The organism is Niabella sp. ZPM-14, assembly GCF_055693045.2.
In genome coordinates this window covers 3,928,253-3,952,502 of sequence record NZ_CM181148.1, presented here as the reverse complement: position 1 = coordinate 3,952,502, position 24,250 = coordinate 3,928,253, and the positions used below count along the sequence as shown (strand labels likewise).

At 47.1% G+C, this 24,250-nt stretch carries 23 protein-coding genes and 2 tRNA genes; 9 read left to right on the top strand and 16 right to left on the bottom strand.

Annotated elements, in window-relative coordinates:
• Positions 1–11 precede the first annotated feature (11 nt).
• The 7 genes from ACU37H_RS16840 to ACU37H_RS16810 all read right to left on the bottom strand — a co-directional run bounded on the left by ACU37H_RS16840 (position 12) and on the right by ACU37H_RS16810 (position 3,742).
• Entirely contained in the window at positions 12–398 is a 387-nt protein-coding gene (locus ACU37H_RS16840; protein WP_472704922.1) for a hypothetical protein, read from the bottom strand.
• A gap of 363 nt (positions 399–761) precedes the next feature.
• The gene (locus ACU37H_RS16835; protein ID WP_494407616.1) at positions 762–938 is read right to left on the bottom strand and encodes a GIY-YIG nuclease family protein; all 177 of its coding nucleotides are present in this window, start codon (positions 936–938) and stop codon (positions 762–764) included.
• A 105-nt stretch (positions 939–1,043) separates the two neighbouring features.
• Positions 1,044–1,117 (bottom strand) — tRNA-Ala (locus tag ACU37H_RS16830).
• A gap of 65 nt (positions 1,118–1,182) precedes the next feature.
• A complete protein-coding gene (locus ACU37H_RS16825) occupies positions 1,183–1,599 on the bottom strand; it encodes a hypothetical protein (protein WP_472704924.1) in 417 nt (138 codons plus the stop codon).
• Positions 1,592–1,930 carry a phage holin family protein gene (locus ACU37H_RS16820; RefSeq protein WP_472704925.1) on the bottom strand — a complete coding sequence of 113 codons (339 nt, stop codon included), beginning with the start codon at positions 1,928–1,930 and terminating at the stop codon, positions 1,592–1,594. The genes ACU37H_RS16825 and ACU37H_RS16820 overlap by 8 nt, the downstream gene beginning before the upstream one ends.
• A 102-nt stretch (positions 1,931–2,032) precedes the next feature.
• Complete coding sequence (locus ACU37H_RS16815) at positions 2,033–2,302, bottom strand: YtxH domain-containing protein (RefSeq protein WP_472704927.1); 270 nt, start codon at positions 2,300–2,302, stop codon at positions 2,033–2,035.
• A gap of 114 nt (positions 2,303–2,416) precedes the next feature.
• Entirely contained in the window at positions 2,417–3,742 is a 1,326-nt protein-coding gene (locus ACU37H_RS16810) for a citrate (Si)-synthase, eukaryotic (RefSeq protein ID WP_472704929.1), read from the bottom strand.
• 261 nt (positions 3,743–4,003) lie between these two features.
• Between ACU37H_RS16810 and ACU37H_RS16805 the strand changes: the two genes are divergently transcribed.
• Positions 4,004–5,107, top strand: coding sequence for an LptF/LptG family permease (locus tag ACU37H_RS16805; RefSeq protein ID WP_472704931.1), 1,104 nt, complete (start codon positions 4,004–4,006; stop codon positions 5,105–5,107).
• A 24-nt stretch (positions 5,108–5,131) separates the two neighbouring features.
• Here the strand turns inward: ACU37H_RS16805 and ACU37H_RS16800 are convergent, their stop codons facing one another.
• Positions 5,132–5,908: a hypothetical protein gene (locus ACU37H_RS16800; protein ID WP_472704932.1), complete on the bottom strand. Its 777-nt coding sequence runs from the start codon at positions 5,906–5,908 to the stop codon at positions 5,132–5,134.
• 42 nt (positions 5,909–5,950) lie between these two features.
• Positions 5,951–7,090, bottom strand: a complete 1,140-nt coding sequence (tgt, locus tag ACU37H_RS16795) for a tRNA guanosine(34) transglycosylase Tgt (protein ID WP_472704934.1) — start codon at positions 7,088–7,090, stop codon at positions 5,951–5,953.
• A gap of 228 nt (positions 7,091–7,318) precedes the next feature.
• Between tgt and ACU37H_RS16790 the strand changes: the two genes are divergently transcribed.
• The 4 genes from ACU37H_RS16790 to yiaA all read left to right on the top strand — a co-directional run bounded on the left by ACU37H_RS16790 (position 7,319) and on the right by yiaA (position 10,321).
• Entirely contained in the window at positions 7,319–8,431 is a 1,113-nt protein-coding gene (locus ACU37H_RS16790) for a glycosyltransferase (protein WP_472704936.1), read from the top strand.
• Positions 8,432–8,557: 126 nt separating this feature from the next.
• Entirely contained in the window at positions 8,558–9,220 is a 663-nt protein-coding gene (rsmG, locus tag ACU37H_RS16785; protein ID WP_472704938.1) for a 16S rRNA (guanine(527)-N(7))-methyltransferase RsmG, read from the top strand.
• A gap of 27 nt (positions 9,221–9,247) precedes the next feature.
• Positions 9,248–9,811, top strand: coding sequence for a Crp/Fnr family transcriptional regulator (locus ACU37H_RS16780; protein ID WP_472704940.1), 564 nt, complete (start codon positions 9,248–9,250; stop codon positions 9,809–9,811).
• Positions 9,812–9,889: 78 nt separating this feature from the next.
• On the top strand, positions 9,890–10,321 hold the full coding sequence (gene yiaA, locus ACU37H_RS16775) for an inner membrane protein YiaA (protein WP_472704942.1): 432 nt from the start codon (positions 9,890–9,892) through the stop codon (positions 10,319–10,321).
• 50 nt (positions 10,322–10,371) lie between these two features.
• Here the strand turns inward: yiaA and aspS are convergent, their stop codons facing one another.
• A complete protein-coding gene (aspS, locus tag ACU37H_RS16770; RefSeq protein ID WP_494407565.1) occupies positions 10,372–12,252 on the bottom strand; it encodes an aspartate--tRNA ligase in 1,881 nt (626 codons plus the stop codon).
• Positions 12,253–12,764: 512 nt separating this feature from the next.
• Between aspS and ACU37H_RS16765 the strand changes: the two genes are divergently transcribed.
• Entirely contained in the window at positions 12,765–13,802 is a 1,038-nt protein-coding gene (locus tag ACU37H_RS16765; RefSeq protein ID WP_472704946.1) for a DUF2157 domain-containing protein, read from the top strand.
• A gap of 29 nt (positions 13,803–13,831) precedes the next feature.
• Here the strand turns inward: ACU37H_RS16765 and ACU37H_RS16760 are convergent, their stop codons facing one another.
• The 4 genes from ACU37H_RS16760 to ACU37H_RS16745 all read right to left on the bottom strand — a co-directional run bounded on the left by ACU37H_RS16760 (position 13,832) and on the right by ACU37H_RS16745 (position 17,558).
• Complete coding sequence (locus tag ACU37H_RS16760) at positions 13,832–14,452, bottom strand: hypothetical protein (RefSeq protein WP_472704948.1); 621 nt, start codon at positions 14,450–14,452, stop codon at positions 13,832–13,834.
• A 293-nt stretch (positions 14,453–14,745) separates the two neighbouring features.
• Positions 14,746–15,690 carry a glycosyltransferase family 2 protein gene (locus tag ACU37H_RS16755; RefSeq protein WP_472704950.1) on the bottom strand — a complete coding sequence of 315 codons (945 nt, stop codon included), beginning with the start codon at positions 15,688–15,690 and terminating at the stop codon, positions 14,746–14,748.
• A complete protein-coding gene (locus ACU37H_RS16750; RefSeq protein WP_472704952.1) occupies positions 15,690–16,184 on the bottom strand; it encodes a DUF4199 domain-containing protein in 495 nt (164 codons plus the stop codon). Before ACU37H_RS16750 ends, ACU37H_RS16755 begins: the two co-directional genes overlap by 1 nt.
• A 108-nt stretch (positions 16,185–16,292) precedes the next feature.
• Positions 16,293–17,558, bottom strand: a complete 1,266-nt coding sequence (locus ACU37H_RS16745; protein ID WP_472704954.1) for a dihydroorotase — start codon at positions 17,556–17,558, stop codon at positions 16,293–16,295.
• A 113-nt stretch (positions 17,559–17,671) separates the two neighbouring features.
• Here ACU37H_RS16745 and ACU37H_RS16740 point away from each other — a divergent pair.
• Positions 17,672–17,746, top strand: a tRNA-Pro gene (locus ACU37H_RS16740).
• Positions 17,747–17,869: 123 nt separating this feature from the next.
• On the top strand, positions 17,870–19,699 hold the full coding sequence (locus tag ACU37H_RS16735) for an AAA domain-containing protein (protein ID WP_472704956.1): 1,830 nt from the start codon (positions 17,870–17,872) through the stop codon (positions 19,697–19,699).
• A gap of 13 nt (positions 19,700–19,712) precedes the next feature.
• Here ACU37H_RS16735 and ACU37H_RS16730 read toward each other — a convergent pair whose 3' ends face one another.
• Complete coding sequence (locus ACU37H_RS16730) at positions 19,713–20,240, bottom strand: N-acetylmuramidase domain-containing protein (protein ID WP_472704958.1); 528 nt, start codon at positions 20,238–20,240, stop codon at positions 19,713–19,715.
• Between the two features lie 438 nt (positions 20,241–20,678).
• Between ACU37H_RS16730 and ACU37H_RS16725 the strand changes: the two genes are divergently transcribed.
• The gene (locus tag ACU37H_RS16725; RefSeq protein ID WP_472704960.1) at positions 20,679–21,254 is read left to right on the top strand and encodes a hypothetical protein; all 576 of its coding nucleotides are present in this window, start codon (positions 20,679–20,681) and stop codon (positions 21,252–21,254) included.
• A gap of 80 nt (positions 21,255–21,334) precedes the next feature.
• On the opposite strand, the gene gcvP is transcribed toward ACU37H_RS16725, so the two are convergent.
• Positions 21,335–24,205: an aminomethyl-transferring glycine dehydrogenase gene (gcvP, locus tag ACU37H_RS16720; protein ID WP_472704962.1), complete on the bottom strand. Its 2,871-nt coding sequence runs from the start codon at positions 24,203–24,205 to the stop codon at positions 21,335–21,337.
• Positions 24,206–24,250 lie beyond the last annotated feature (45 nt).

The following is a 24,250-nucleotide window of genomic DNA, read 5'->3' as shown; positions in this document are numbered from 1 at the left end:
CGAGAAAATGATTAACTAAGGCGCGGAGGTTGCCAGATGGTGTTTAAATACGCGTTGGAATAGTCCTGCTTCAAATAGACCGGTTCCTGAAGATTTAATTGCAACAACGGTATCCTGGGCAATACAACAGGCTGCTGCATCAGCACCGTAATGGTGGGTGTGGCATGACCGCCGGTTGCTTTAAAGGGAAGGTTCTTGTGATCATTATGCTGATCATCAGGATGCGTAATGGTTCCGGAATAATGCTTGGCCAGGAAATCCACAATCGAATCGTTGTTATCCCATTCGCAATGCTCAAGGTAATGATGAATCAGTCTCGGCATTTTAAGTACCTGTCCCACCACGGTATTGGTGGCCAGTAATACAAATAAAAAAAATATGGCCGCTACTTTTTTCACGCGGCAAATATAAAGATATAAGAGTTTCGATGGTGATTGATGCTGGCCGGGCGCACATCCAATCTTACTTCTTATCTCGTGACGCGCCTCTGTGTTTTCTTTGACGTTGCTCTGGCATAAGTAGATCCGGCCCTACATCTTAATTACGAAATCTCCGCCGTGAATAGGCGAATAACTCGGTTTCGGTGATTCCGAGATCAATTATAAGAATGGGGCGCTATCCAGGTAGTGTATGATATAGTCTAACAATACAATACGGCTTACACGAAAAAGCCGCTACGAAATATCCGAAGCGGCTTTTGTTGATCAGTGGAGGATATCGGAGTCGAACCGACGACCTCTTTCCCGAATGCTTTCGGGACCTCAGCCCGATATTAAAAATTCAATAAACTTTCTGCTCTTTCTGGATTTAATAGTTTTTTCGCGGGCCACTGCTTTCTGTCGTGTTTTAAATAACTCCTGATACTTTAAGGTCCAGTCAGATGCTTTGCTTGTAAACCCTGATTTCCCGGTATTATGTTGAAGTAATCGCGCGGACATATCTATAGTATAGCCAATATAATACTTGTCTAATTTTAAACTATAGATGATGTAGACAGTAAGCATAAAAACCAAAAAGCCCGCATATTGCGGACTTTTAATCGGTGGAGGATATCGGAGTCGAACCGACGACCTCTTGCATGCCATGCAAGCGCTCTAGCCAGCTGAGCTAATCCCCCTCAACCAAATGGAGGGCGAAATTAATGGAAACAATTAATTTAACCAATAGATTTTTTGGAAATACTTAAACGGCAGTGCCTCCTTTCGATGGTTTCGGGATGTCTACGTCTCTTATCCTGTCCGCCGTCTTTCTAAGGGTACTGGCGATCTTTTTGTCTGCCTTCATGCCAATCGTCCTGGTAGCAATTTCTCTTACAAGAAACGGAACCACTAAGCGAGGCAACCAGCCGGCTCTTTTCAGCAATACTTTCCCGATCAGAAATTCGGTGGCACGTTTGATACCAAACTTGACCAGTGGGTTGGTAGTGCTTGTCTGAAAGGCGCTATGAGTAGATTTTCGCAGGGCATTCATAGGATTCACCTCATCTTTTATTCCCTCGAAGGACTTTTTGATGTTTGCTTTACTTTCCTGGATCCGCGCCTTCAGGCGTTCTTTTTCTTCCATGAGGTCTTCGTAGTTGTTTATTTCAGGCTTAGCCATAAATCATTTTTATAATAATGTTTCCGATAAGGGTTATAACTTTCTTTTTAAATAGTAACATGAGCAGCAGGATCAAAAAAAGCCCGCCTGCCACAATAAAAAAACCGGCCATCCGGTTATCTAATCGTTCTCCGATCCACCAACTCAACCCGAGACAGGCAAAAAACATGGCAAACAGGAAAATACCAAACACAAGAATACTCAGTACGAGAGAACCTCCCAGCTTGCTGCCTTTGTCAGCAGCTCTTAACACAGACAACCGGTAATAGGACTTGGTAATATCTTCTACATTATCTATAATATCATCGATCTTTTCTTTAATGTCGAACATAGAATTAGTTTGTGTAGTTAAATAAAAAGGTTGCCTGCAAAATTCATCATAATATAATATCATGAAAAACCTACCGGCAACCCCTTTCTATTAATTAGGGTATTATCCTAACTGATTGGAATATTCCTCTGAAGCATCTTGTGCTTTACTTTTTACTTTCTTCAAACGATCTTTCGCTTTCTGGGACAGATCGGATAGATTCTCTTTTCCGGACTCCAGAAGACTTCCAAGAGAATCAGCCCAGTCGCCTGCAGTATGTTTGATTTTTTTGCGGGTCTTTTTACCTTCGTCCGTGTAGAATAAAAGTCCTATCGCCACACCAGCTGCCGCTGCACCTAAAATACCCAACAAGATCTTGTCTTTATTTTTCATAATTTAACTGTTTACAATGAACTAATTATTTTCTTTTAATAAATACCGAAAAATCGTACCAAAAAGTGAGGGCTTTTGTATTGTGCGAAATTTTAATCTAAATTAACAGGCGTCTTAATCTCCCAGATTTTCAACCTCTTTGTTAAGCCAACGTTTAACAGCAGCGGTCGTTACAGACTTGGGACGTTCGAGTGGCATACCCAGGGCCCTGTCCCAGCAAAGGCTGGATAAAACGCCCAATGAACGGCTCACGGCGAACAATACTGTATAATATTCATATTCTACCATTCCGTAATGTACCAGCAATGCCCCGCTGTGCGCGTCCACATTGGGCCACGGGTTTTTCACCTTTCCGAGAGATTGCAGGATGGGGGGCACCGTCTCATAGATCCGCCAAACAGTATTTACCAGGGGATCGTCGGGCATATGCTTTTTACCAAAATCCATCTGAGCGGTGAAGCGCGGATCAGTCTTGCGCAATACCGCATGACCGTACCCGGGAACCACTTTCCCTTCTGACAGCGTCTTCTCTACATACTCTTTGATCTGCTCGGCAGTGGGTTCATCTGTTTTCAGCTCCTGCTGCATCTCGAAGATCCATTTGATTACTTCCTGGTTGGCTAATCCGTGTAGCGGTCCGGCCAGGCCATTCATACCCGCGGCATAACTTAAATAAGGATCGCTGAGCGCAGAACCAACAAGGTGGGTGGTGTGTGCAGACACGTTACCACCTTCGTGATCCGCGTGGATCACCATGTATAAACGCATCAATTCTTTAAACTGATCATTATCGTATCCCAGCATGTGGGCAAAATTGCCTGCCCAGTCCAGCAGACCATCGGGCTGAAGCGCTTTTCCCTGCTTGTACTTGCGGCGATACACGTACGCTGCGATATGGGGAATGCGGGCGATCAGGTCAAGGGTATCTTCAAAAGTAGCTGCCCAGTAATCTTTTTTGCTCATTCCTTCCGCATAGCGTCTGGCAAAATTACTCTCGCCCTGCAGCGCCATAATGCCGACAACGAACATGGTCATCGGGTGGGTTTCCTTGGGCAACGCGCCCATGGTATCAAAAACATAAGTTGGAACATGACTGCGACGCTGTAAAATGGAAGTCAGGTTTTCCACCTCTTCCTGCGTGGGAATCTCTCCTACCAGCATCAGATAAAACAAGGCTTCGGGCAAAGGTTCGCTGCCACCGGCAGCCTTGGGAAGCTTTTCGCGCAACTCGTCTATGGAATGTCTTCTGAAACGTATCCCGTCCTGGGCATCCAGCAATGAAGTTTCCGAAACCAGGGCCGTCATACCGCGCATGCCCTGATAAATTTGAGAGAGCGTTGTTTGTCCGATGACCGTATCTCCATGTTCTTTCAGTATAGCTTTGATCTCATCGCCCAGCTTATCAGCCTGCGCTTTAAACTTTTGTTTCAGCATTTCCATAACACGTAAAATATTTGTTCTTTGATTATTCGGGTGAGCATTCGCGCCCGTCCGACCAATTCATCCGGGCGGGCTAAAGATAATTAAAGGCAAGTGGTTCAGCAAATTATATTAAAGTTTTAACAACAGTGTATTACGGAAACGATTGCACTGCGTCCCGGGCCTTTATGGACGCCTGTTTTTGGCAGTTCTGCAAAAACCTTCCTAAAATATAAACCGGTGATTATTAAATCTCGAAATTCAACTATTTTTGGCGGCTGAATGAAGATAATCGACTGGTTCATATTAAAACGTCTGCTGGTAACTTTCATCTTTTGCATGTTGTTGTTTACCGTAATCGCCGTAGCGGTAGACAGTAGTGAGAAAACCGACGACTTTGTAAAAACAGGATTGAGCAACTGGGAGATCTTTAAACAATATTATGTCGGCTTCATTCCGTTTATCTGGAGCCTGCTGTTCCCCTTATTTGTCTTTATCGCCGTGATTTTTTTCACCAGCAAAATGGCCATGCGCAGCGAGGTCATCGCGATCCTGGCCAGCGGCACGTCGTTCAACCGCTTCCTGAGACCTTATATTATAGGGGGCATTCTCCTCGCGCTGGTGCTGTTTTTCGGCCGGTATTATTTTATTCCGAAAGCCAACGTGCTGTACACCACCTTTATGCAGGAGAAGCTGGATAAACATAACCCGCTAAAGAACCGGCAGGAAACGAGTTGTACCAATTGCTTTTACAAGAGGATTGACAGCACTGCCTATATGGGCGTTAAGAACTTTAATCCAGAGTCGCAAACCAGCGGCATCTTTTTTATGCAGCGGGTCAAGGCGGGAAAAGTGGTGTATAACTTAAGAGCCGAATCCCTCCGGTGGGACACTACCGGCAAGAAGAAAAGATGGGTGGCGGTCAATGTAGTGGAGCGGTTTGTGGACAGCCTGGGCGAACGGGTGAAGCGTTATCCTGAAAAAGATGTAAAGCTAAATATCTTACCGAACGAGCTGATTCGTGACGAATATCAGAAGGATAAACTCACTACGCCGCAATTAGTTGATTTTATAAAAAAAGAAGAGCTCCGGGGCACGGAGGGATTGAATACCCTGAAAGTAGAATTGTATAAACGCTCGGCAACACCGTTCACGGTGCTATTGCTCACTATTATCGGCGCCGTGATCGCCTGCCGCAAAACCCGCGGCGGAAGCGGGCTTCACCTTGCATTAGGTATTTTGATTGCCGCTATCTTCATCATTGCAGACCAGTTCTCCACCGTATTCTCTGTTAAAGGCAACTTCTCCCCTTTCCTGGCGGCCTGGCTGCCGAATATCGTGTTCCTGTTCGTCGCGTTAAGACTCTATTTCACCACTCCGAAATAATAGCGCAGGCTGTTCGACAATGTTCTAATCGCACGCGCTTTTTACTTTTTTCTTTCTGAAGATCCTTTTCCACCAGGGCAGTTCGGGTGCGGGGAGTATTGTAACGCTACCACCGACGGAGGACCAGTGCCTCATTTTACTTGGATCAAAATAAAAGTTATGATGAAAGGGCAGTTCTTTATACCGCACGGGGAATCCCTCTCCAAAATAATAACCGGTCTTCTCTACCTCGATATAAATAATCGTTCTTTCATATTTATCAGGAACAACCAGTTCGTAATAGCCCCATCTATCAGTAATGGTAGCTACCAGATCGTTACCTGCTATCCTGACAACGGCGCCGGCAATACCAATGTTCCCCTTGTTGCTACTGTCAATAATATGGCCATACACTCTTTTGCCTAACATACGTCCTCCTGACCGGGGCCGGGGATCGTCTTTATGCTTTCCCATGTGGAGACTGGTAGCAACAGCGGTTGCGCTATTTTGCGCAGTTCCTTTATTGTTCCATAATAACGCAAGACCCGTTAACATGGCTGCTGCCATCTTGTTGAGCAAACGGGAGCTATTTCCTACCGAGCCGGATATCGGCTGATTTAATTGTTGCGCTGTTAACCGGCCACAAAAACCGGCAGGTTGCGTTTTGGCAAACGCGATAAGCTGGTTATCGGAAAGCCCCGTAAGATCCAACACTTCTTTCTGGCAGGTGGCGCAATATTTTCCTCTGGCAGTGAGGCTCATTTCGTCCCAGCTTTCATGGCAGGGTTTTTCAATTTTGAAAATAAATTCCTCTTTTCTCATCTTAGTTTTCACCTATGATGCAGGACTATACCTGATTACACATCACAATCTCGTCTTTAATCTTACCACCATTTCATCTTTCCAGGCGGCATAATCGCCTGTCATGATATGTTGGCGCGCTTCGCCCACCAGCCACAAGTAAAAACTCAGGTTGTGCACGCTGGCGATCGTAAGCGCCAGCAGCTCTCCGGCTTTGAACAAATGCCGCAAGTAGGCTTTAGAATAATATTGGCTCATCTCGCAAGGCAGCCCTTCATCGATGGGAGAAAAATCGTATTCCCATTTTTTATTATCGATATTGATCACTCCCCGGGTAGTGAACAGCATGGCATTCCTTCCGTTTCGAGTGGGCATGACGCAGTCGAACATGTCAACGCCCATACCGATGCACTCGAGTATGTTCCAGGGCGTGCCTACGCCCATCAGGTAACGTGGTTTATCCTGGGGCAGGTGTTGACAGCACCAGTCGCATATTTCATACATCACCGGTTCGGGCTCGCCCACGCTTAAGCCGCCTATCGCATTGCCCGGCGCCTCTTTAGAAGCGATATATTCACAGGATTGCTGGCGAAGGTCTTTAAACGTGCCTCCCTGAACAATGGGAAACAAGTTTTGAGTGTAACCATACCGGTCGGGAGTGGCAGTGAACTGTTCGAAACACCGGTCGAGCCAGCGATGCGTCAGCTGCATGCTTTTGTGTGCATACCCGTACTCGCTTCCGCCGGGCGGACATTCGTCAAAAGCCATGATAATATCACCGCCAATGCTGCGTTGAATGTTCATCACTTTTTCCGGTGAAAACAAATGCTTGCTTCCGTCGATATGAGATTGAAAAGTGACCCCCTCCTCTTTGATCTTCCGGGTTCCGGCCAGTGAAAAAACCTGGTAACCACCGCTATCCGTTAAAATGGGGCGGTCCCAATGGTTGAACTGATGAAGCCCGCCGGCCTGCTCCAGGACGCCGGTCCCGGGCCTCAGGTACAGATGATACGTGTTTCCCAGGATGATCTGGGCCTGCACATCAGATTTCAACAATTGCTGCGAAACGCCTTTCACACTCCCCACGGTCCCTACGGGCATAAATATCGGAGTGTTGATGACGCCATGATCAGTGGTAATTTCCCCCGCACGGGCATTGGATACGGGATCTTTATGCTGAAGCTTAAAACTAAGTGTTGCCATGTGGCACAAAAGTAAATCTTAGTATCACAACTGTTACTTTTTTTATGTGACCCAACAGATGAAACCTCTTAATCTGCTATCACAAACCAGCACGGGAATCAATTCCTGTCGCGGGTGGCACAGATCAGCTGAACCTCATCCAAATGATTTTAAAAGCGCTGGTCGTCCGGCATTTTAATTTAGAAAGGTTTGGCCCGATCGCAGCCTGAAGATGAATATATTTGCGCCATGCCTCCTGTAGCTCATATCCTGCTCTATACTTTCCTGTTCACGACCGGTATCCTTATCTTTTATTATGCCTATTTTTTTGCCCGACTGGCGTTCTATAAAGACCAGCGCGCTGCACCCTCCGCTGCCTCGAAGGTCTCGGTAATTGTCTGCGCCAGGAACGAACAATATAACCTGGAACACCACCTGCCCGGCGTGCTTCAACAACAATGGGGGGCGGGGTATGAGGTAGTATTGGTAAACGACAGTTCGGAAGACGATACCAAGCAGGCCATGCAATGGCTGGCCAGAAGTAACGAGCAGCTGCGGCTGATAAATATCGAGCGAAAAAACCGGGAAAGCGTCGGTAAAAAATATCCCTTGTCGATCGGCATCCGGGAGGCTAAAAACGATCATCTGCTGCTCACCGATGCCGACTGCAGTCCTGCTTCTCCGCTCTGGGCGCAGAAAATGACGGCAGCGTTTACCGGCAACACGGAAATCGTATTGGGCTATGGCCCCTACCAGAAGCTTCCGGGGCTGCTGAACAAGATCATCCGTTTTGAAACCTTCCACAGCGCGCTGCAGTATTTATCCTACGCGCTGGCCGGACAGGCTTATATGGGTGTGGGCCGTAACTTAAGTTATAAAAAAGAACTGTTTTTCCGGCATAAAGGATTTGCCGGCATCAGTCATATCCCCGGAGGAGATGATGACCTGTTCATCAGCAAAGCGGCTACTGCAGATAACACCGCTATCGTCATCGACCCCGATGCACACACGCTCAGCCGCCCCCAAACCACCTGGCAAAGCTGGAGGCGACAAAAAACCAGGCACTACAGCACTTCCAAATATTATAAACCCAAACACAAATTCCTGCTGGGATTGTATAGCCTCTCTCAATTCCTTTTTTACCCATTGTTGATTGCCGCGGCTATTAGCTCTAACTGGCCGTTGGTACTCGCCGCGTTCGTCATCAAATCTGTCATTCAATATATCGTATTTTCAAAGGCGATGAAAAAGCTGAACGAAACGGATCTGACCGGTTGGATATTTTTTATGGACGTGTGGATGTTGGTTTATTACTTACTGTTCGCACCCACATTGTGGAAGAAAGAAAAGAAAACCTGGTAGCCGGCAGATGCATTATTATAGAACTTCTTTAAACCTGGACAAGGGCGGACAAGTTTAAAATGCACCTGAACAACTCCATCGCCGGCCGTGGTCCGGTAATCATTTGAAGAATATTAACTTTATAAAATGGATATCGTTTTAAAATATTTCAGCGACTTTTCTGACAAGCAGATACAACAATTGCAGGCACTGGAAGGCTTGTATAAAGAGTGGAACCAGAAGATCAATGTGATCAGCCGCAAAGATATCGACAGTTTATACGAAAAACATGTGTTACACTCGCTGGCCATTGCGGCGGCTTTCCCCTTTGATCCCGGTGCCACGATCGTTGACCTCGGCTGTGGTGGCGGCTTTCCGGGCGTACCGCTCGCTATCTTCTTCCCCGAGGTTCATTTTCACATGGTAGACAGTATTGCCAAAAAGCTGAAGGTTGTGCAGGAAGTATCAGATGCTGTCGGGCTCACTAACATTACCGTCCAGCATACCCGTGTTGAAGACATCAAAAACCGGCAGTTTGATTACGTGATATCCCGCGCGGTAGCTCCGCTGAAAGACCTCTGGGCCTGGGGCAGACCCTTGATCCGGAAAAGGCTTACCCCCGGCCCTTCTCCAAAAGGAAAGGGAAGCGAAAGTGAAGAACCAGCGGCGCCCGGACTGATCTGCTTGAAAGGCGGCGATCTGGCAGTAGAAATACAAGAGAGCGGCACCAGGCCTTATGTTACGGCTATCAAAGATCTTTTTGAAGAACCCTTCTTTGAAGAAAAATACATCTTGTATGTACCTAAATAATCGGTAACCAATTCTAACCGCTCCATTATGGAACAGCTGATTCAACATCTCAATCACTATCATCGCTTAGGAGAAAAGGCCATCGACGCACTGATGAATTGTCTGGAAGAAAGAACTTATGCCAAGAATGATTTCCTGATCCGTCAGGGACGTGTATGCCGCCATTTTTATTTTCTCGGACAAGGCGCTTTGCGTGGCTTTTACCACCTTAATGAAAAAGAAGTGACGCATTGGTTTGGCTTTGAAAATACTTTTATCACCTCCTTTCACAGCTATATCACGGAGCAGCCCTCTGTTGAGCACATCCAATTCCTGGAAGACAGTGTACTCTGGGCCATTTCCAAAAAAGAATTAACCGGCCTCTTCGATGAGTTTCATGAGATCGAGCGGCTGGTGCGGATCATCTATGAGAAATATTACATGCAGCTGGAAGAACGCTACGTCAACGCGCAATTTAAGACTGCATCCGAGCTATACGACAACCTGCTTAACAACGCTCCCCATATCCTGGAACGCGTACCGCTCGGCTATATCTCGTCCTACCTGGGCATTACCCAGGAAACATTGAGCCGTGTCAGGAAACCCAGATAGCATCCTTTGCACTTTTTGACAAATGTCAAATCACACCGGCGTTCCTGCGTTTAGTTTTGTGTCAACAAAATAGAATATATGGAAACGCAACAATTACAAAAACCATCGAGCGCATTTGTCGGAGCATCCTGGTTTGCCTTGCTTACAGGAGTTACTGCTTTCATTATCGGTTTATGGAATGCCGACATGCAGCTCAACGAAAAAGGGTACTATTTTACAGTATTGATGTTTGGCCTGTTTGCTTCAATCTCCGTGCAGAAAGCGGTTCGGGATCAACTCGAAGGAATTCCTGTTACAAATTTGTATTACAGCCTGGCCTGGTTCGCGACCATCTTGTCGATCGTATTATTGACGGTTGGGTTATGGAATGCTACACTGACGAGAAGTGAGAAGGGGTTTTATGCGATGACCTTCATACTGAGTATTTTCTCCGCTATTGCTGTGCAGAAAAATACCAGGGATGCGCGGATTGCTGAGGGTAAAAGGGAGAATGTAAATGCTCAGGACTGATAAAGAGTCGATAGTCCATAGACGATTGTCGATGGACTATCGATTCAAATTTATTCCGGTTTCAGATCCAGCTTGATCTGTAGCTCCGTAAATTGTTTGTCGTCTATGGCTGACGGCGCATCGAGCATTACATCTCTTCCGCTATTGTTTTTAGGGAAGGCAATAAAGTCACGGATGCTTTCGCTGCCGCCAAGGATCGAGCAAAGCCGGTCAAAGCCAAAGGCAATACCCCCGTGTGGCGGTGCACCATATTCAAAGGCGCCTAACAGGAATCCGAACTTGTGTTGCTGCTCCTGTTCGTCCATGCCCAGCGCTTCAAACATTTTTTGCTGCAGTTCTTTTTGATAGATCCGAATGCTGCCGCCGCCGATCTCGTTACCATTCAACACCATGTCATAGGCATTGGCTTTGATATTCGCGTAAGGGTGCTTTAAATATTCAGCCGCGTTTTCAATAACGGGATTGTTATTGATCATGGTGTCAATGTCCGAAGGCTTGGGCGAGGTAAACGGATGGTGACGCGCTACCCAGCGGTTCTCCTCTTCCGCATATTCAAACAGCGGGAAATCCAACACCCATAATAAACGGAACTCATCATCTTTGCGCAGGCCCAGTCTTTTGCCCATTTCGAGGCGAAGCTCACTGGTCGCTTTGCGCGTCCGTTCTTCAGCTCCGGCCAGTATTAAGATCAGGTCACCGGCTTTCGCTCCGGCCGCATCGGCAATGGCTTTCAACTTTTCTTCGCTATAGAATTTATCTACGCTGCTCTTGAAAGTGCCGTCAGCATTACATTTGATGAACACTAATCCTTTCATCCCGATTTGCGGGCGCTTCACCCATTCGGTCAGTTCGTCCGTTTGCTTACGGGTGTATTCACTGCAACCGGGAACCGCAATAGCGATCACTGTTTCAGCCGAATCAAACACCTGGAAGCCGGCACCATCCACCAGGTGTCCATTATCTTCCTTATCCGAGAAAATATGTCCCGGGTATTTGATATTGAGCAGCTTCATGCCGAAACGGATATCGGGCTTATCATTCCCGTATTGCCACATCGCTTCCTGCCAGCTCATGCGCTCTACCGCTTCATTGTAATCAATACCTTTTACGGTTTTGAAAATATACCTGATCAGGTTTTCAAACATGCTCAGGATATCTTCCTGCTCGACGAAGCACATCTCACAATCGATCTGTGTAAATTCGGGTTGACGATCTGCACGCAGGTCCTCATCTCTGAAACATTTTACGATCTGGTAATAGCGGTCGTAGCCACTTACCATCAACAACTGTTTAAAGGTTTGAGGCGATTGTGGCAGCGCGTAAAACTCGCCTGGGTTCATGCGACTGGGCACTACGAAATCCCGCGCTCCTTCCGGAGTAGATTTGATCAGGAAAGGCGTTTCGATGTCCATAAAGTTTTGCTGGTGCAGGTAATCGCGTGTTGCACGATTTACAGCATAGCGCAATTCCAGGTTTCTTTTTACCGCATTGCGGCGCAGATCGAGGTAGCGGTATTTCATGCGCAGATCCTCACCTCCATCCGTATCGTCCTGGATGGTAAAAGGCGGTGTCACGCTCTTATTTAAAATAGTAAAGCTTTCCACCAGCAGTTCTATATCTCCCGTAGGAATATTGGGATTTTTATTGCTGCGTTCGCTAACCTTTCCGGTTGCCTGTAATACAAACTCACGGCCCAGCGGCTGCTCATCCAGCTGTGCATTTAACGATTCATTGAACAGTAACTGCGTAATACCGTACCGGTCGCGCAGGTCCACAAAAGTGATGCTGCCAAACTTACGAACGGTTTGCACCCAGCCGGCCAGGGTGATCTCTTCTTCTTTATTTGCGATTCTTAACTCGCCACAAGTATGCGTACGAAACATATTTTCGATTTCTAATTTCTGATTTACGACATTTAATGTCGTATTCACGGGGTGCAAATATACCATGATTGACCGATTCCCAACTCGAAGCTGCATGTTTTTACCGGGCAACGGATCTGAAAAGGTAAGAAAGATAGATTATTGCAGGCTTGTACAACTTCGCTTCTGCATGATTTAGAAATAAATCTTATGACCCTGAACTCCGACTTCTGACCCAGACCTCCAACAGGGCAAACGCATCTAATTTTTAATGAAAAACCCCACCGGGTTCCTTTTTTAAATGCTTTTAGTAATCAAAAATGACACTGGCTATATGTCAAAATATCGTTAGAGCTGAAAAAAGCAGAGCAAGCTTACAACTGAGCACTTAAAATTATCGTTGAATTTCATCCGAAACTCTTTTCGTATGTCAAATTTTGGCGTCAGAAGTCCATTTGAGTAAAAAGAAGGCTTTTTTGCCCAATTTAGATGCGTTTGCCCTGAGACCTCCAACCCTCGATGCGATTTCTAGCATTAACGCCCGTACCTTTGACTGTCCCCCGGGGAAAAACTAATAACCAATGCGTGTTAACAAAAAAGAAGCGCAAATGCTTGAAGCCGCCATTGAGCAATGGCAAAAGGAAAACCTTCTTGACGAGAAGAAAGCGGGCGAGTTGAAGAATACCATCTCCTCTTATCGCAACGAATTTGACTCAGTGGCTTTTTATGCATCCATCGCCGCAATTTCATGCGCGTTGCTGGCCTTTGGTGCGCTGGTACTGGACGAGAAATGGATTGAGCGACTCCGTAATTTTTTTGCTTTCTCAGAAATGGTGATCGGCGTGATATTCGGCGCTATCTCTGCATTGCTGATCTGGACCGCCCGGAAAAGAAACAGGAAATACCAGTACGCATCCCTGGCGAACGAGAGCTTTACAATATTAATCGCACTGACGACGGGAGTCTCCATTGCCTATTTTACCCGCAGCTTTGAAGCGACCTATTTATCTTATGGATTAGGGATTTTTGTTGCGGCGATTTTATACTGCGTGCTCGCTGTCTACCTGAAATCAAAAATACTTTGGTGCTGCGGTCTGCTGGCATTGATCACCAGCTGGGCGACACAAACATATGCCTGGGCCGGAGATCTCAACCATTCTTATTTCCTGGGCATGAACTATCCGCTTCGCATGACCTTTTTCGGAGGATTGATGATTTTGTCCACCTCCCTGCTCAACCGCTTCCCGGCCACCAAGACCTTCTACAATTTATCCTGGTATACCAGCTGGATCTTTTTCCTGTTGTCCGGGTTATTCCTCTCGGTTTCCGGCAACTTAAGCTATGATGTGTGGTCAGCGATTAAGCAGGGAAAATTATTTCTTTGGGCATTGGCTTACACGCTTGCCGTCATCGCTGTGATCGGCTATTCGATCCGGCGGAAGGATGACGCCCTTCGCGATATAGCAATTGTATTTTTTCTTTTGAATATCTACACCCGCTATTTTGAATATTTCTGGGATAGAACGAACAAGGGGCTCTTCTTTGCACTGTTAGCATTATCCTTCTGGCTGATCGGTAAAAAAGCGGAACAGCTTAGAAAACGTTTATCAGACCAATAGGTAGCTGTTCAAACTCTTGTCCGCACTTATCAAAACATAAAGCCGATTCCGATATTTCCACCGAGGCCGGTGTTGTCTCCGAAACGTTGCGCGTTCAGGTTCACCGATGGCAAAAAGGAGATTGTCTCATTCAGCGGCACCCGGTAAGCAGCGCCCACTTTCACTAAGGCTCCGCCATTCAGATTGGACTTGTCAAAATCATTTGCGATTTTTAATAAGGGTGCATATCCTACGTTCAAAAGCAGCATCCAACTGTTCCTGGTTCCGTTGGGGTAATACCGGAAGTCAGCAAAAACGGGCAGCAAGGTCATGCTATGGCTATCGCTGAAATATCCGCCCGTAAAGCTGCTATCAGGCGTGAAAGAAGCTTCATAAGCTTTATAACGAGTGAATTGAAGCCCCACGCCAAGCCCGATAGAAAGATGCGGATTCAGGAACACACCGTTGATGGTGCTTAGTGAATACCCCATCGTTTTTACATACGCGCTTGCGTAGGTCAGGTTGGTCGAATCCAGCGATTGAAGATATTGAGGTTCCGCGATGTTAGTGATGTTAAAATACCCCTTCCCCTCTTTGGCACGGAGTTGTGCCAGCAAAGAATGACTGCAGAGAAGCAGGAGACTTATAAGCGCCAGTTTATTGATTTTCATGGAAGAAACAAGGTTTGATCATGATGTTGGATATCCGTCTAAAGTTAGTCAAATAATTTGACTACAACGAAATTCATGAAGACCCGGCGCAAACGTATCTGAAATGATAACCATCCCGAAACGGACCGGAGCAAACCGCAGGTTCGCAAATGTTGTATAAAACCGTGCTAAAGCAGGTTGATAGTCTCATCATCGTTGAGTGCCGTAGGCGCGATCCCTTCACATCATCGGTTATTTATCCGGCTTCAACTATACAAAAAAGATCTCTTTAGAAAAAACGTGACTGCTAACTATCAGCTCAGGCCCACCTTGTCTTCAATAAGATAAGAATTGCGGTTCGACGCATTGCGCGATACCAGCTCGCTGAGAAATCCTGCGAGGAATAATTGCACCCCGATGATTATAGTCGTCAACGCAATGTAGAACGTAGGCCTGTTGGTAATGGCATAGCCCGGATCGATGATCTTGGAGACGATCAACACGATGGAAGTGATAAACCCTACCAGGAAAAACATCATGCCCCACAAGCCAAAGAAATGCATCGGTCTTTTAGAAAACTTCCCTACAAAAGTGATCGACATCAGGTCCAGGAACCCGTTGATGAAGCGATCCCAGCCAAACTTGGTGACGCCATACTTTCGTTTGCGGTGCTCCACCACCTTCTCCCCGATTCTTTTGAATCCTGCCCACTTGGCAATCACAGGGATATAACGGTGCATTTCGCCATAGACTTCGATGCTCTTTACTACTTTTTTGCTGTAAGATTTAAGCCCGCAGTTAAAATCATGCAATTTGATTTTAGACACCTTGCTGGTGACCGCGTTAAAGAATTTAGATGGAATATTTTTAGTCAGCGCGTTATCGTAACGTTTCTTCTTCCAGCCGCTTACCAGGTCGTAGCGGTCTTCGATGATCATCCGGCGCAGCTCGGGAATTTCATCAGGGCTGTCCTGCAAATCTGCATCCATGGTGATCACCACCTCACCCTGCGCGGCACGGAAGGCTTCGTTCAGCGCAGCAGATTTCCCGTAGTTCCGTTGAAACTTGATGGCTTTGATATTGCTGTTTTGCGCACGCAAATTTTGTATCACCTTCCAGGAATTATCCGTGCTGCCATCATCTACAAAAATGATCTCATAGGCAAAATTGTTATCCGACATCACCCGCCCGATCCACTGTGACAGCTCCGGCAAAGATTCTTCCTCATTCAAAAGCGGTATAACAACTGAAATGTCCATTATGATTTTTTGTTACGCAAATATAAAGACCCGGCCGTTGCCATGGTCACAATCGTACCGATAAATAAATACTGGAAAATGGCCGCGGAAGCCGCCAGCACAGCGAAGTTCTTTTTGCCGCTTTCTACCATAGCATCAATTTCCTGGGGAGTTCTGTTTTTCTCCGTTCTCAGCAGCTCTTGTTTGGTAAGCGCTGCTTTCTCCTCCACAATGCTGCTGTTGGCCTTATAGAAAATCAGGGTAAATAGCGCCATGATCAACGTCACCACCACGAAACAGCGAAATCCCTGGTTGAATAAACTGCCGAACGTCAAGGTGTCCGGGCGTGTACGAACAAAAGCAGTAATAGTCCATACAATACCCAAACCATAGATTAAATATCCCGCATAATTGGCTGGTGACTGTTCATCCACGTTATTGATGTAAAACAGCATTCCCACCGCTACCATAAGCAAGCCGGTGATCAGCCCTTTTATTGTTGATGATAGTTTCATCCGTAATTTTTCATTTTGCAGCCTGGCTGCGATTATTTTTAGTCGGAACAGGGCCGCCTTTTGCGGATATCATAACCCTGTTTCAAAGCGAATGTGAGCCGCCAATGATCATTGATGCAGCGTCAAAGTATTTTTATGATAAATCCCCAAAGGCTTACCCGTAAAGGTTTTCCCGACAAAGGGGGCATTCTTGCTGAGCGAGGCAATGGCCCCGGCTTCCAGGGTCCATGTTTCTTTGGGCAGGAACAGGGTCAGTGAAGCTTCCTCGCCTTCAGCAATCGAGGGAACCGGCAGGTTCAAAATGCGCCGGGGATTGATCGCCAGCAGCTCTACCCACCGCTCCTGGGGCACTTCCGGCAACACCGTGTTCAATATAGCATAACTGGTTTGCAACCCGATCATACCATTTTTGGCATATTCAAACTCCACCACTTTGTGGTCTTTGTCCTGGGGGATGTGATGAGAAGCGATACAATCGATCAAACCGTCTGACACCGCTTTCTGCAGGGCTTTGCGGTCTTTCTTATTCCGGATGGGCGGGTTCACTTTTAGATTCGAATCGTAGGTCGTCACGTCCTCATCGCAGAAATATAGATGATACGGCGCTGCTGAACAGCTCACGCCAACCTTTTTTTGCTTGGCTTCTTTTACCAGCTTTAAAGAGTTTTCAGTGCTGATGCCGGTAAGGTGCAATTTGGACTCCGCATAAGCCGCCAGCTTAATATTAGAAGCAACTGCGATCTCTTCGGCAATTTCAGGACGGCCGGCTAAACCCATCCGGGTGGAGGTAATCCCTTCGTTCATCAGGCCATTAGGGCTGATCGTCTTATCGTCAGGCACCTGGATCAGTACGCCGTCAAAAGATTTGACATATTGCAAGGCCTTTACCAGTATACCGGCAGATTGCAAAGAAGCCTTGCCGTCACTGAAAGCCACTGCGCCGCTGAGTTTCATATCGTACATTTCCGCCAGCTCCTTTCCCTCCGCGCCGCGGGTGATGCTGCCAAGCGGATGAATGCTCACGGGCAATTGCCTGGCTTTTTGTACGACGTACTCCACCACCGACTTCTGATCGATCGCGGGCCTGGTATTGGGCACCACGCAAACATCGGTATACCCTCCTGCTGCGGCAGCACGGGCACCCGTTTCCAAAGTCTCCCGGTATTCGTAACCCGGGTCGGCAAAGTCGCTGAACAGGTCTATCCATCCCGGAGAAACATGCAACCCTTTTACCTCAACGCTTTGGGCGCCTTTGGCTGCAATATCTTTTCCGATGGAAACGATGGTACCGTTCGTAATGTGTATATCAGTAATTTGACCGTTGTGAGGCGATGTGGGGTCGATGATCCTGGCCTTCTTAATGATGATGTTCATTAAGTTGCGAAGATAAGGCAATGCGATTTGAAATTTGCCATTTCGAAATTTGAAAATTGTGCAGGTTTTATATACATTTGCATCCCTTCCGGACAAACATCCGGAAGCCGGTTCGGGATGTAGCTCAGCCCGGTTAGAGTACACGTCTGGGGGGCGTGTGGTCGCTAGTTCGAATCTAGTCATCCCGACAAAAGGCCATGTAGCAATCAGCTACATGGCTTTTTTATTGCACTTCAACAGGTCGACACTTCCCTTTCTTTGCTCCTCAGCAAAAAAAATTACATTGCGCTCAAATTTATCAGACCTTATTCATGCATTCTTATATACAAAACCTGATACAATGTATTGATCTCGAAGAGAAAGAACAGGCGGCGCGGTACCAACTGGATCAGGCACACACGCTTAGATCACTAAAGGCCGACGGGCTCGCGCTGCATCCGCTGACGATCACCCGGAAAACCTTTGGATATGCGGACTACCCTGAAATCAGCTTCCGGCTAAAGTATCCGGCGGAAACCCATTTGTTCAGAGACGGCGCAGCGATTGAATGTTTTAAACATGATGAAGAGCCTGTCAAAGGGATGCTACTGCAACTGGAAGGCCGGTCTGGCGAATTCCGTTTGTTTGCACCCGACTTCCCGGAATGGATAGAAGATGAGGGTGTAGGGATCAAACTGGCACCGGATACCAGAACCACCGAAATTATGAAGAAGGTGCTGGCAGCTCTTGAAAAAGATAAGCGCTTGTTTTCTTTATTTGAAAAGCTGCATGGCCCTGAAAACGTTGCCACACCGGCGCCTCAGCTTAAGCCGCCAAAACAGCTCTTCAATAAATCTCTGAATGAAAGCCAGCAGCAGGCGGTGGCATCCATCCTCGAATGCGACGATATGACTATCGTTCACGGACCGCCTGGCACAGGTAAAACCACCACGCTTATCGAAGCGATACAACAGCTGGTGCAGCGCGGTGAAAGGATCGTGTTAGCGGCTCCGAGCAACGCCGCGGTTGACAATATCTGTAAAGGACTGCTGGCCAAAGGCATCCCGTTGCTGCGTGTAGGAAATGCGGACAAGACGGACAAGGAAATTTTTGCGCATACGCCGGAAGGAAAATTGAACAACAGCAAATTCAATAAGGAGATCCGCCAATTACGATTGAGGGCCGATGATTTCAGGCGGATGGCTTTAAAGTACAAACGAAGTTTTGGAAAGGCCGAGCGGGAACAAAGAAGCCTGTTATTTAAAGAGGTAAAAAACATCCGGGCAGAGATCAAACAACTGCGCCAGTACAATGAAGAGAAGCTCTTCGAGGAAGCCCGTGTGATTGCCGGAACGCCCATCGGGCTTTATGATGCCGGTCTCCACAAAACGCCTTTTGATCAGGTGATCATTGATGAAGCCGGGCAATGTATTGAACCTTTGGCCTGGTGCCTTTTTCCGCTGGCGGACAAGATCGTCCTCGCGGGAGATCACCTGCAGCTGCCGCCCACCGTCATTAGTCCCGTTGCTGCTCAAAAAGGCCTTAACCGGTCCATCCTCGAAATCGCGGTCGACCACTGCGACAGTGTGAACTTACTGAATACCCAGTATCGCATGAAGCCCGTCATTGCAGGGTTTAGCAGCAGCTATTTTTATAACGGATTGCTGCAGTCAGCAAAACACCTGTCCAATGCGGCTCCGCATATCACTTTCATTGATACGGCGGGATCGGGATTCAATGAAACGCACGGACCGGACGGAGTGAGCTTGCAGAACAAAGGCGAACTTTCCATTATAACGCAGTTGTTGCAATCAGAAGAATGGCCGGTATCAGATATGGCCTTTATTTCGCCGTATTCCGGACAGGTCACGATGGCGAAAGAAGTGTTGCCGGCCGGTATGCGGGCCAGCACGATCGATAGTTTCCAGGGACAGGAAAATGCGATCATCCTGCTTTCGCTGGTACGCAGCAACGACTCATGCGAAATAGGTTTTCTGAAAGATTACCGGAGAATGAACGTAGCCATTACCCGGGCAAAGGAACAATTGATCATTATCGGCGACAGCGCCACGATCGGTATTGATCCCTTTTACCAGTCACTCCTGGAATACATTGAGAAAAACGGTAACTACCGGACCGCCTGGGAATTTGACATCGCCTGATGACCTGCCGGCTTTAGGAGGCCTGCCTGTATCTGGCATAGGTCTGCGCCAACCTGTGGGCATAGGCTTCCCGGTCCTTTACCGGAGGATACTTAACCGCAAACGCCTGCCAATCCAGGTTTTTCAGATCCTGATCTAAAGACAGGTTGATGAGATAAGTGACGAAAGCCTTTAACTGCCTGGCTTCGTTGTCGTACATAGCGCTTACAAATTCCTGTAACGTGGCGAATCCTGCAAGCGCATAATTATATCCCATTAACTGAAATTTACCCCAGCTGGTCGCCATTAACGCCGCATCTTTATTTAAAAGAATGGCCTTGTGAAGCCTTTCATGCTGCGCCTCGCGATCGCCATAGCCGCCGCCTTCGCGATGTGAAATGTCGGGGGCTATCTCATCAAAAACGCCACGTGTGTGCTTGGAAAAAATGTCCCTGTGGAACCAGATCAGCGGTTCGGAGCTTTCCAGGAAACTGTCGGAACAACCTTCTACGTCTATGAGGGTCCTGATTACTGCTTCGTCGCAGCCGAGTAATGTCGCCATTGTCGAAATATCAGATGTTTGTAATGCTTCTAACTTCATTAAATTGTTAAGCCCGCATTTGAGCAGGTTTAAGGGCAATGTCCATCTCAATGCTACCAGCCATTTAATTGCAATATTGCAGGAACAAAATGGTTCATAAGGAGATTTGCATTAATAAAATTAAAATTTGACGAGCAAAAGTTTCACTTTTTATCCGAAAAATGGTTAAAAAATATCCAAAATCGTTTATAACTTGTTTTGGATCAAAATTTGCAGTACCAAAATTTGCTGAGTCTGTTTGCCTTGGTTATCTTTGGCAGACAGCCAGACTTATTGGATAGATTGAAAATCAATAAACAGGCATGATACCTTACTTCGATGCTAATGATATCCTGCCAGCTGCATTTAACCTGAAAACACGTTCGAATCACCCCGGCTCCGAACACAAAAATTGAAAGAATGAAAAAATGGCTATCACTCATCACTGCCGCAGCGGTTGCGCTACTGACGTCTTGTGGAAAGTCGGATGTAACGGCAGAAGTTAAGGAACCAGCCCCTTTACAGATTGAACAAATGGTCGCGCTTGTTGGCCAACCTTATACCAGTGTGATCACCCTTGCTGCTGGAAGAAATGTGACACTGAGTGATTCGGCAGGAATAGAAAAGGCGGTTTTGCCTTTATTAGACCGGGAATCTCCAAACCCCAATTTCACCTGCGAGATCATCGGAAAGGATGGCATGATCAACAAAGTTCTGATCCGATCATCCGTCGGCAGTCACGGCACTTTTAAGAACACCTTTTATTATTTCGATCGCTTGTTAAGCGAAAAGTATACGCTGTCTAAGTTCTATGCCATCGACGCAGATGGTGGCGTGAATACGAGCAACGCCAGCAAAGATGAACTCTTTGATTATTTAAACTATAACACGTCATCGGGAGCCACACTGGAATTTAAAGCGCCGGCAGCTACCATTTTAAACTCATGCTTTAACGAGGCGAATAAAGCTTTCACCATCTCAATTGAGAAAAAATAAAATAACGAAGCTCAAAGACATTCAAAAGCCGGTTCCTTTGAAGAACCGGCTTTAATATTTCATTCTTTGCTGAAATCTGGTTATGCTTCTGCGTACATTTCAGTGGGCTCACAGGTACAGATCAGATTCCTGTCTCCTACTGTATTGTTCACCCTCGCAACAGAAGGCCAGAACTTGTTCAGACTGACATAAGAAAGCGGGAACGCAGCCTCTTGCCTGCTATAGTTGTGGCTCCACTCATTCGCTGTCACCACCTGTTGGGTATGTGGCGCGTTTTTGAGCGGGTTATCCTTCACATCAGCCGTACCGTTCTCGATCGCCCTGATCTCCTCCCGGATGCTGATCAGCGCATCACAGAAACGATCCAGCTCGGCTTTATCTTCACTTTCTGTAGGCTCGATCATAATGGTTCCCGCTACAGGGAAACTCATCGTTGGCGCGTGAAAGCCATAGTCCATCAACCTTTTAGCCACATCTTCTGCTTCTACCTGCGCCGTCTTTTTAAAAGGTCTTAAATCAACGATAAATTCATGCGCACACAACCCATTGTCGTTCGTATAAAGAATATCAAAATGAGGAGCCAGTCTTGAGCGCATGTAATTGGCATTGAGAATAGCGTATTCCGTAGCCAGTTTCACTCCTTCAGCGCCCAGCATCCTGATATAAGCATAAGAAATAAGCAGGATAGATGCCGAACCAAAAGGTGCGGCTGACACTGCGTTCCGGTGCCCGTTCTCATTACCAAAAACGTGTCCGGGAAGATGTTTAGCCAGATGCGACTTCACGCAGATAGGTCCCATGCCGGGGCCACCACCGCCGTGAGGGATGGCGAATGTTTTGTGCAGGTTGAGGTGACAAACGTCAGCGCCGATCAGACCCGGAGCTGTCAGCCCCACCTGTGCATTCATATTGGCCCCATCCATGTATACCTGTCCGCCATGATCATGCACGATCTGGTTGATCTCACGTACGGTCTCTTCGTACACACCGTAAGTGCTCGGATAGGTGATCATAATACCCGCCAGGTTATCCGCATGCTGAACCGCTTTCGCCCGCAGGTCTTCCACATCGATATACCCGTTTTCGAGCGCTTTCACCACTACTACTTTCATGCCGGCCATTACTGCAGATGCAGGATTGGTGCCGTGTGCGGAGATCGGGATCAGCATGACGTTCCGGTGCGGATTGCCTTGTGCTTCATGATAAGCTTTGATGGTGAGCAACCCGGCATATTCGCCCTGCGCACCACTGTTAGGCTGAAGACTGCAAGCATCAAAAGCAGTGATCTCACAGAGGTAAGCACTGAGTTGATCCACCAGCTCTTTGTATCCGCCCGCCTGTTCTGCAGGAACAAAAGGATGGATGCTCGCCCAGTGAGACCAGCTCAAGGGCATCATCTGTGTAGCTGCATTCAGTTTCATGGTACAGCTTCCCAGCGAGATCATCGATGTATTCAGGGAGAGGTCTTTATTCTCCAGGTATTTAATATACCGCATCATCTGGCTTTCGCTGTGATGCGTATTAAATACCGGATGGGTCAGGTAAGATGAGGTCCTTACCAGCTGTTCGGGGATCCGGTACATGCCTTCATCATCGCTGATATCGAAGGACACCGGATTGGTATCGTTTTCAAAACAATTGATGATGTCGAAGAGATCTTCTACGATGATCGTTTCATCGATCGAGATCCCGATCAGATCATTGCCAATATACCGGAAATTAATTTTCTGGCTTTCGGCTTTTGCACGGATGTCAACTACGTTCTTAGCTTTTACCACAAGGGTATCAAAGAAGCTGTCGGCAACAAGTTCAAAGCCTCTGGCTTCCACTTCTGCCGCTACCGTTTGAGCATACACCGCTATCCTTTCCGCGATGGCTTTCAAGCCTTTGGGACCGTGGTACACGGCGTACATCGCCGCCATATTGGCCAGCAGGGCTTGTGCTGTACAAATATTGGAAGTAGCTTTTTCTCTTTTAATATGTTGTTCCCTGGTCTGTAAAGCCATCCGCAGCGCCCGGTTGCCCTGGGCGTCTACACTGATACCGATGATCCGGCCCGGCAGGACCCGCTTGAAATCATCTTTAGCGGCCATAAAAGCTGCATGCGGTCCGCCATACCCCAGTGGCACGCCCAACCGTTGCGCCGAGCCAATGGCTACATCTGCACCCAGCTCACCGGGCGGTGTCAGCAATGTTAACGCTAACAGATCGGTTGCCATAGCCACGAAGGCACCGGCCGCCTGAACATTTTTAATGAACCCGCTATAATCCTCCACACTTCCGATGTTATTGGGATACTGGATCAGGGCGCCAAAATAGGTCTCGTCGATGACGGCCGTTTTATAATCGCCTTCTACGATCTCAATGCCAAACGGTGTTGCCCGCGTGTAGATCACGTCCTTTGTCTGAGGGAAGGTCTGAGTGTCCAGGAAAAACTTAGGCCGGTCGATCTGATCCTGCCTGTTTTTCATATTGAAGAACATGGCCATAGCTTCCGCAGCGGCAGTTGCCTCATCCAGCAGAGAAGCATTGGCCAGCGGTAACCCTGTCAGATCGCTAACCAGGGTCTGATAATTAAGTAAGCTCTCCAGGCGTCCCTGCGATATTTCCGCCTGGTAGGGCGTGTATTGCGTGTACCATCCCGGATTCTCAAAAATATTTCTCAATATCACTGAAGGCGTGATCGTACCGTAATATCCCTGTCCGATGTAGTTTTTGAAGATCTTGTTTTTAAGAGAAACACTTTTTATGTGGCGCAGGTATTCGTTTTCACTCATCGCCCGGGGTATTTTCAGGGCATTTTTCATTCTGATTCCCTGCGGAACGGTTTTCTCGATCAGGCTGTCCAGGTTATTAAAACCTGTTTCGTGCAACATCTTCTTCGTTTCGGGTTCATCGGGACCAATATGTCTTTTCGAAAACTCTTTAGATTGGAGCTCCAAGATACTCATAGTGTGGTAGAAATTAAATTTTTTGGATGCGCAAAGGTAATGGTA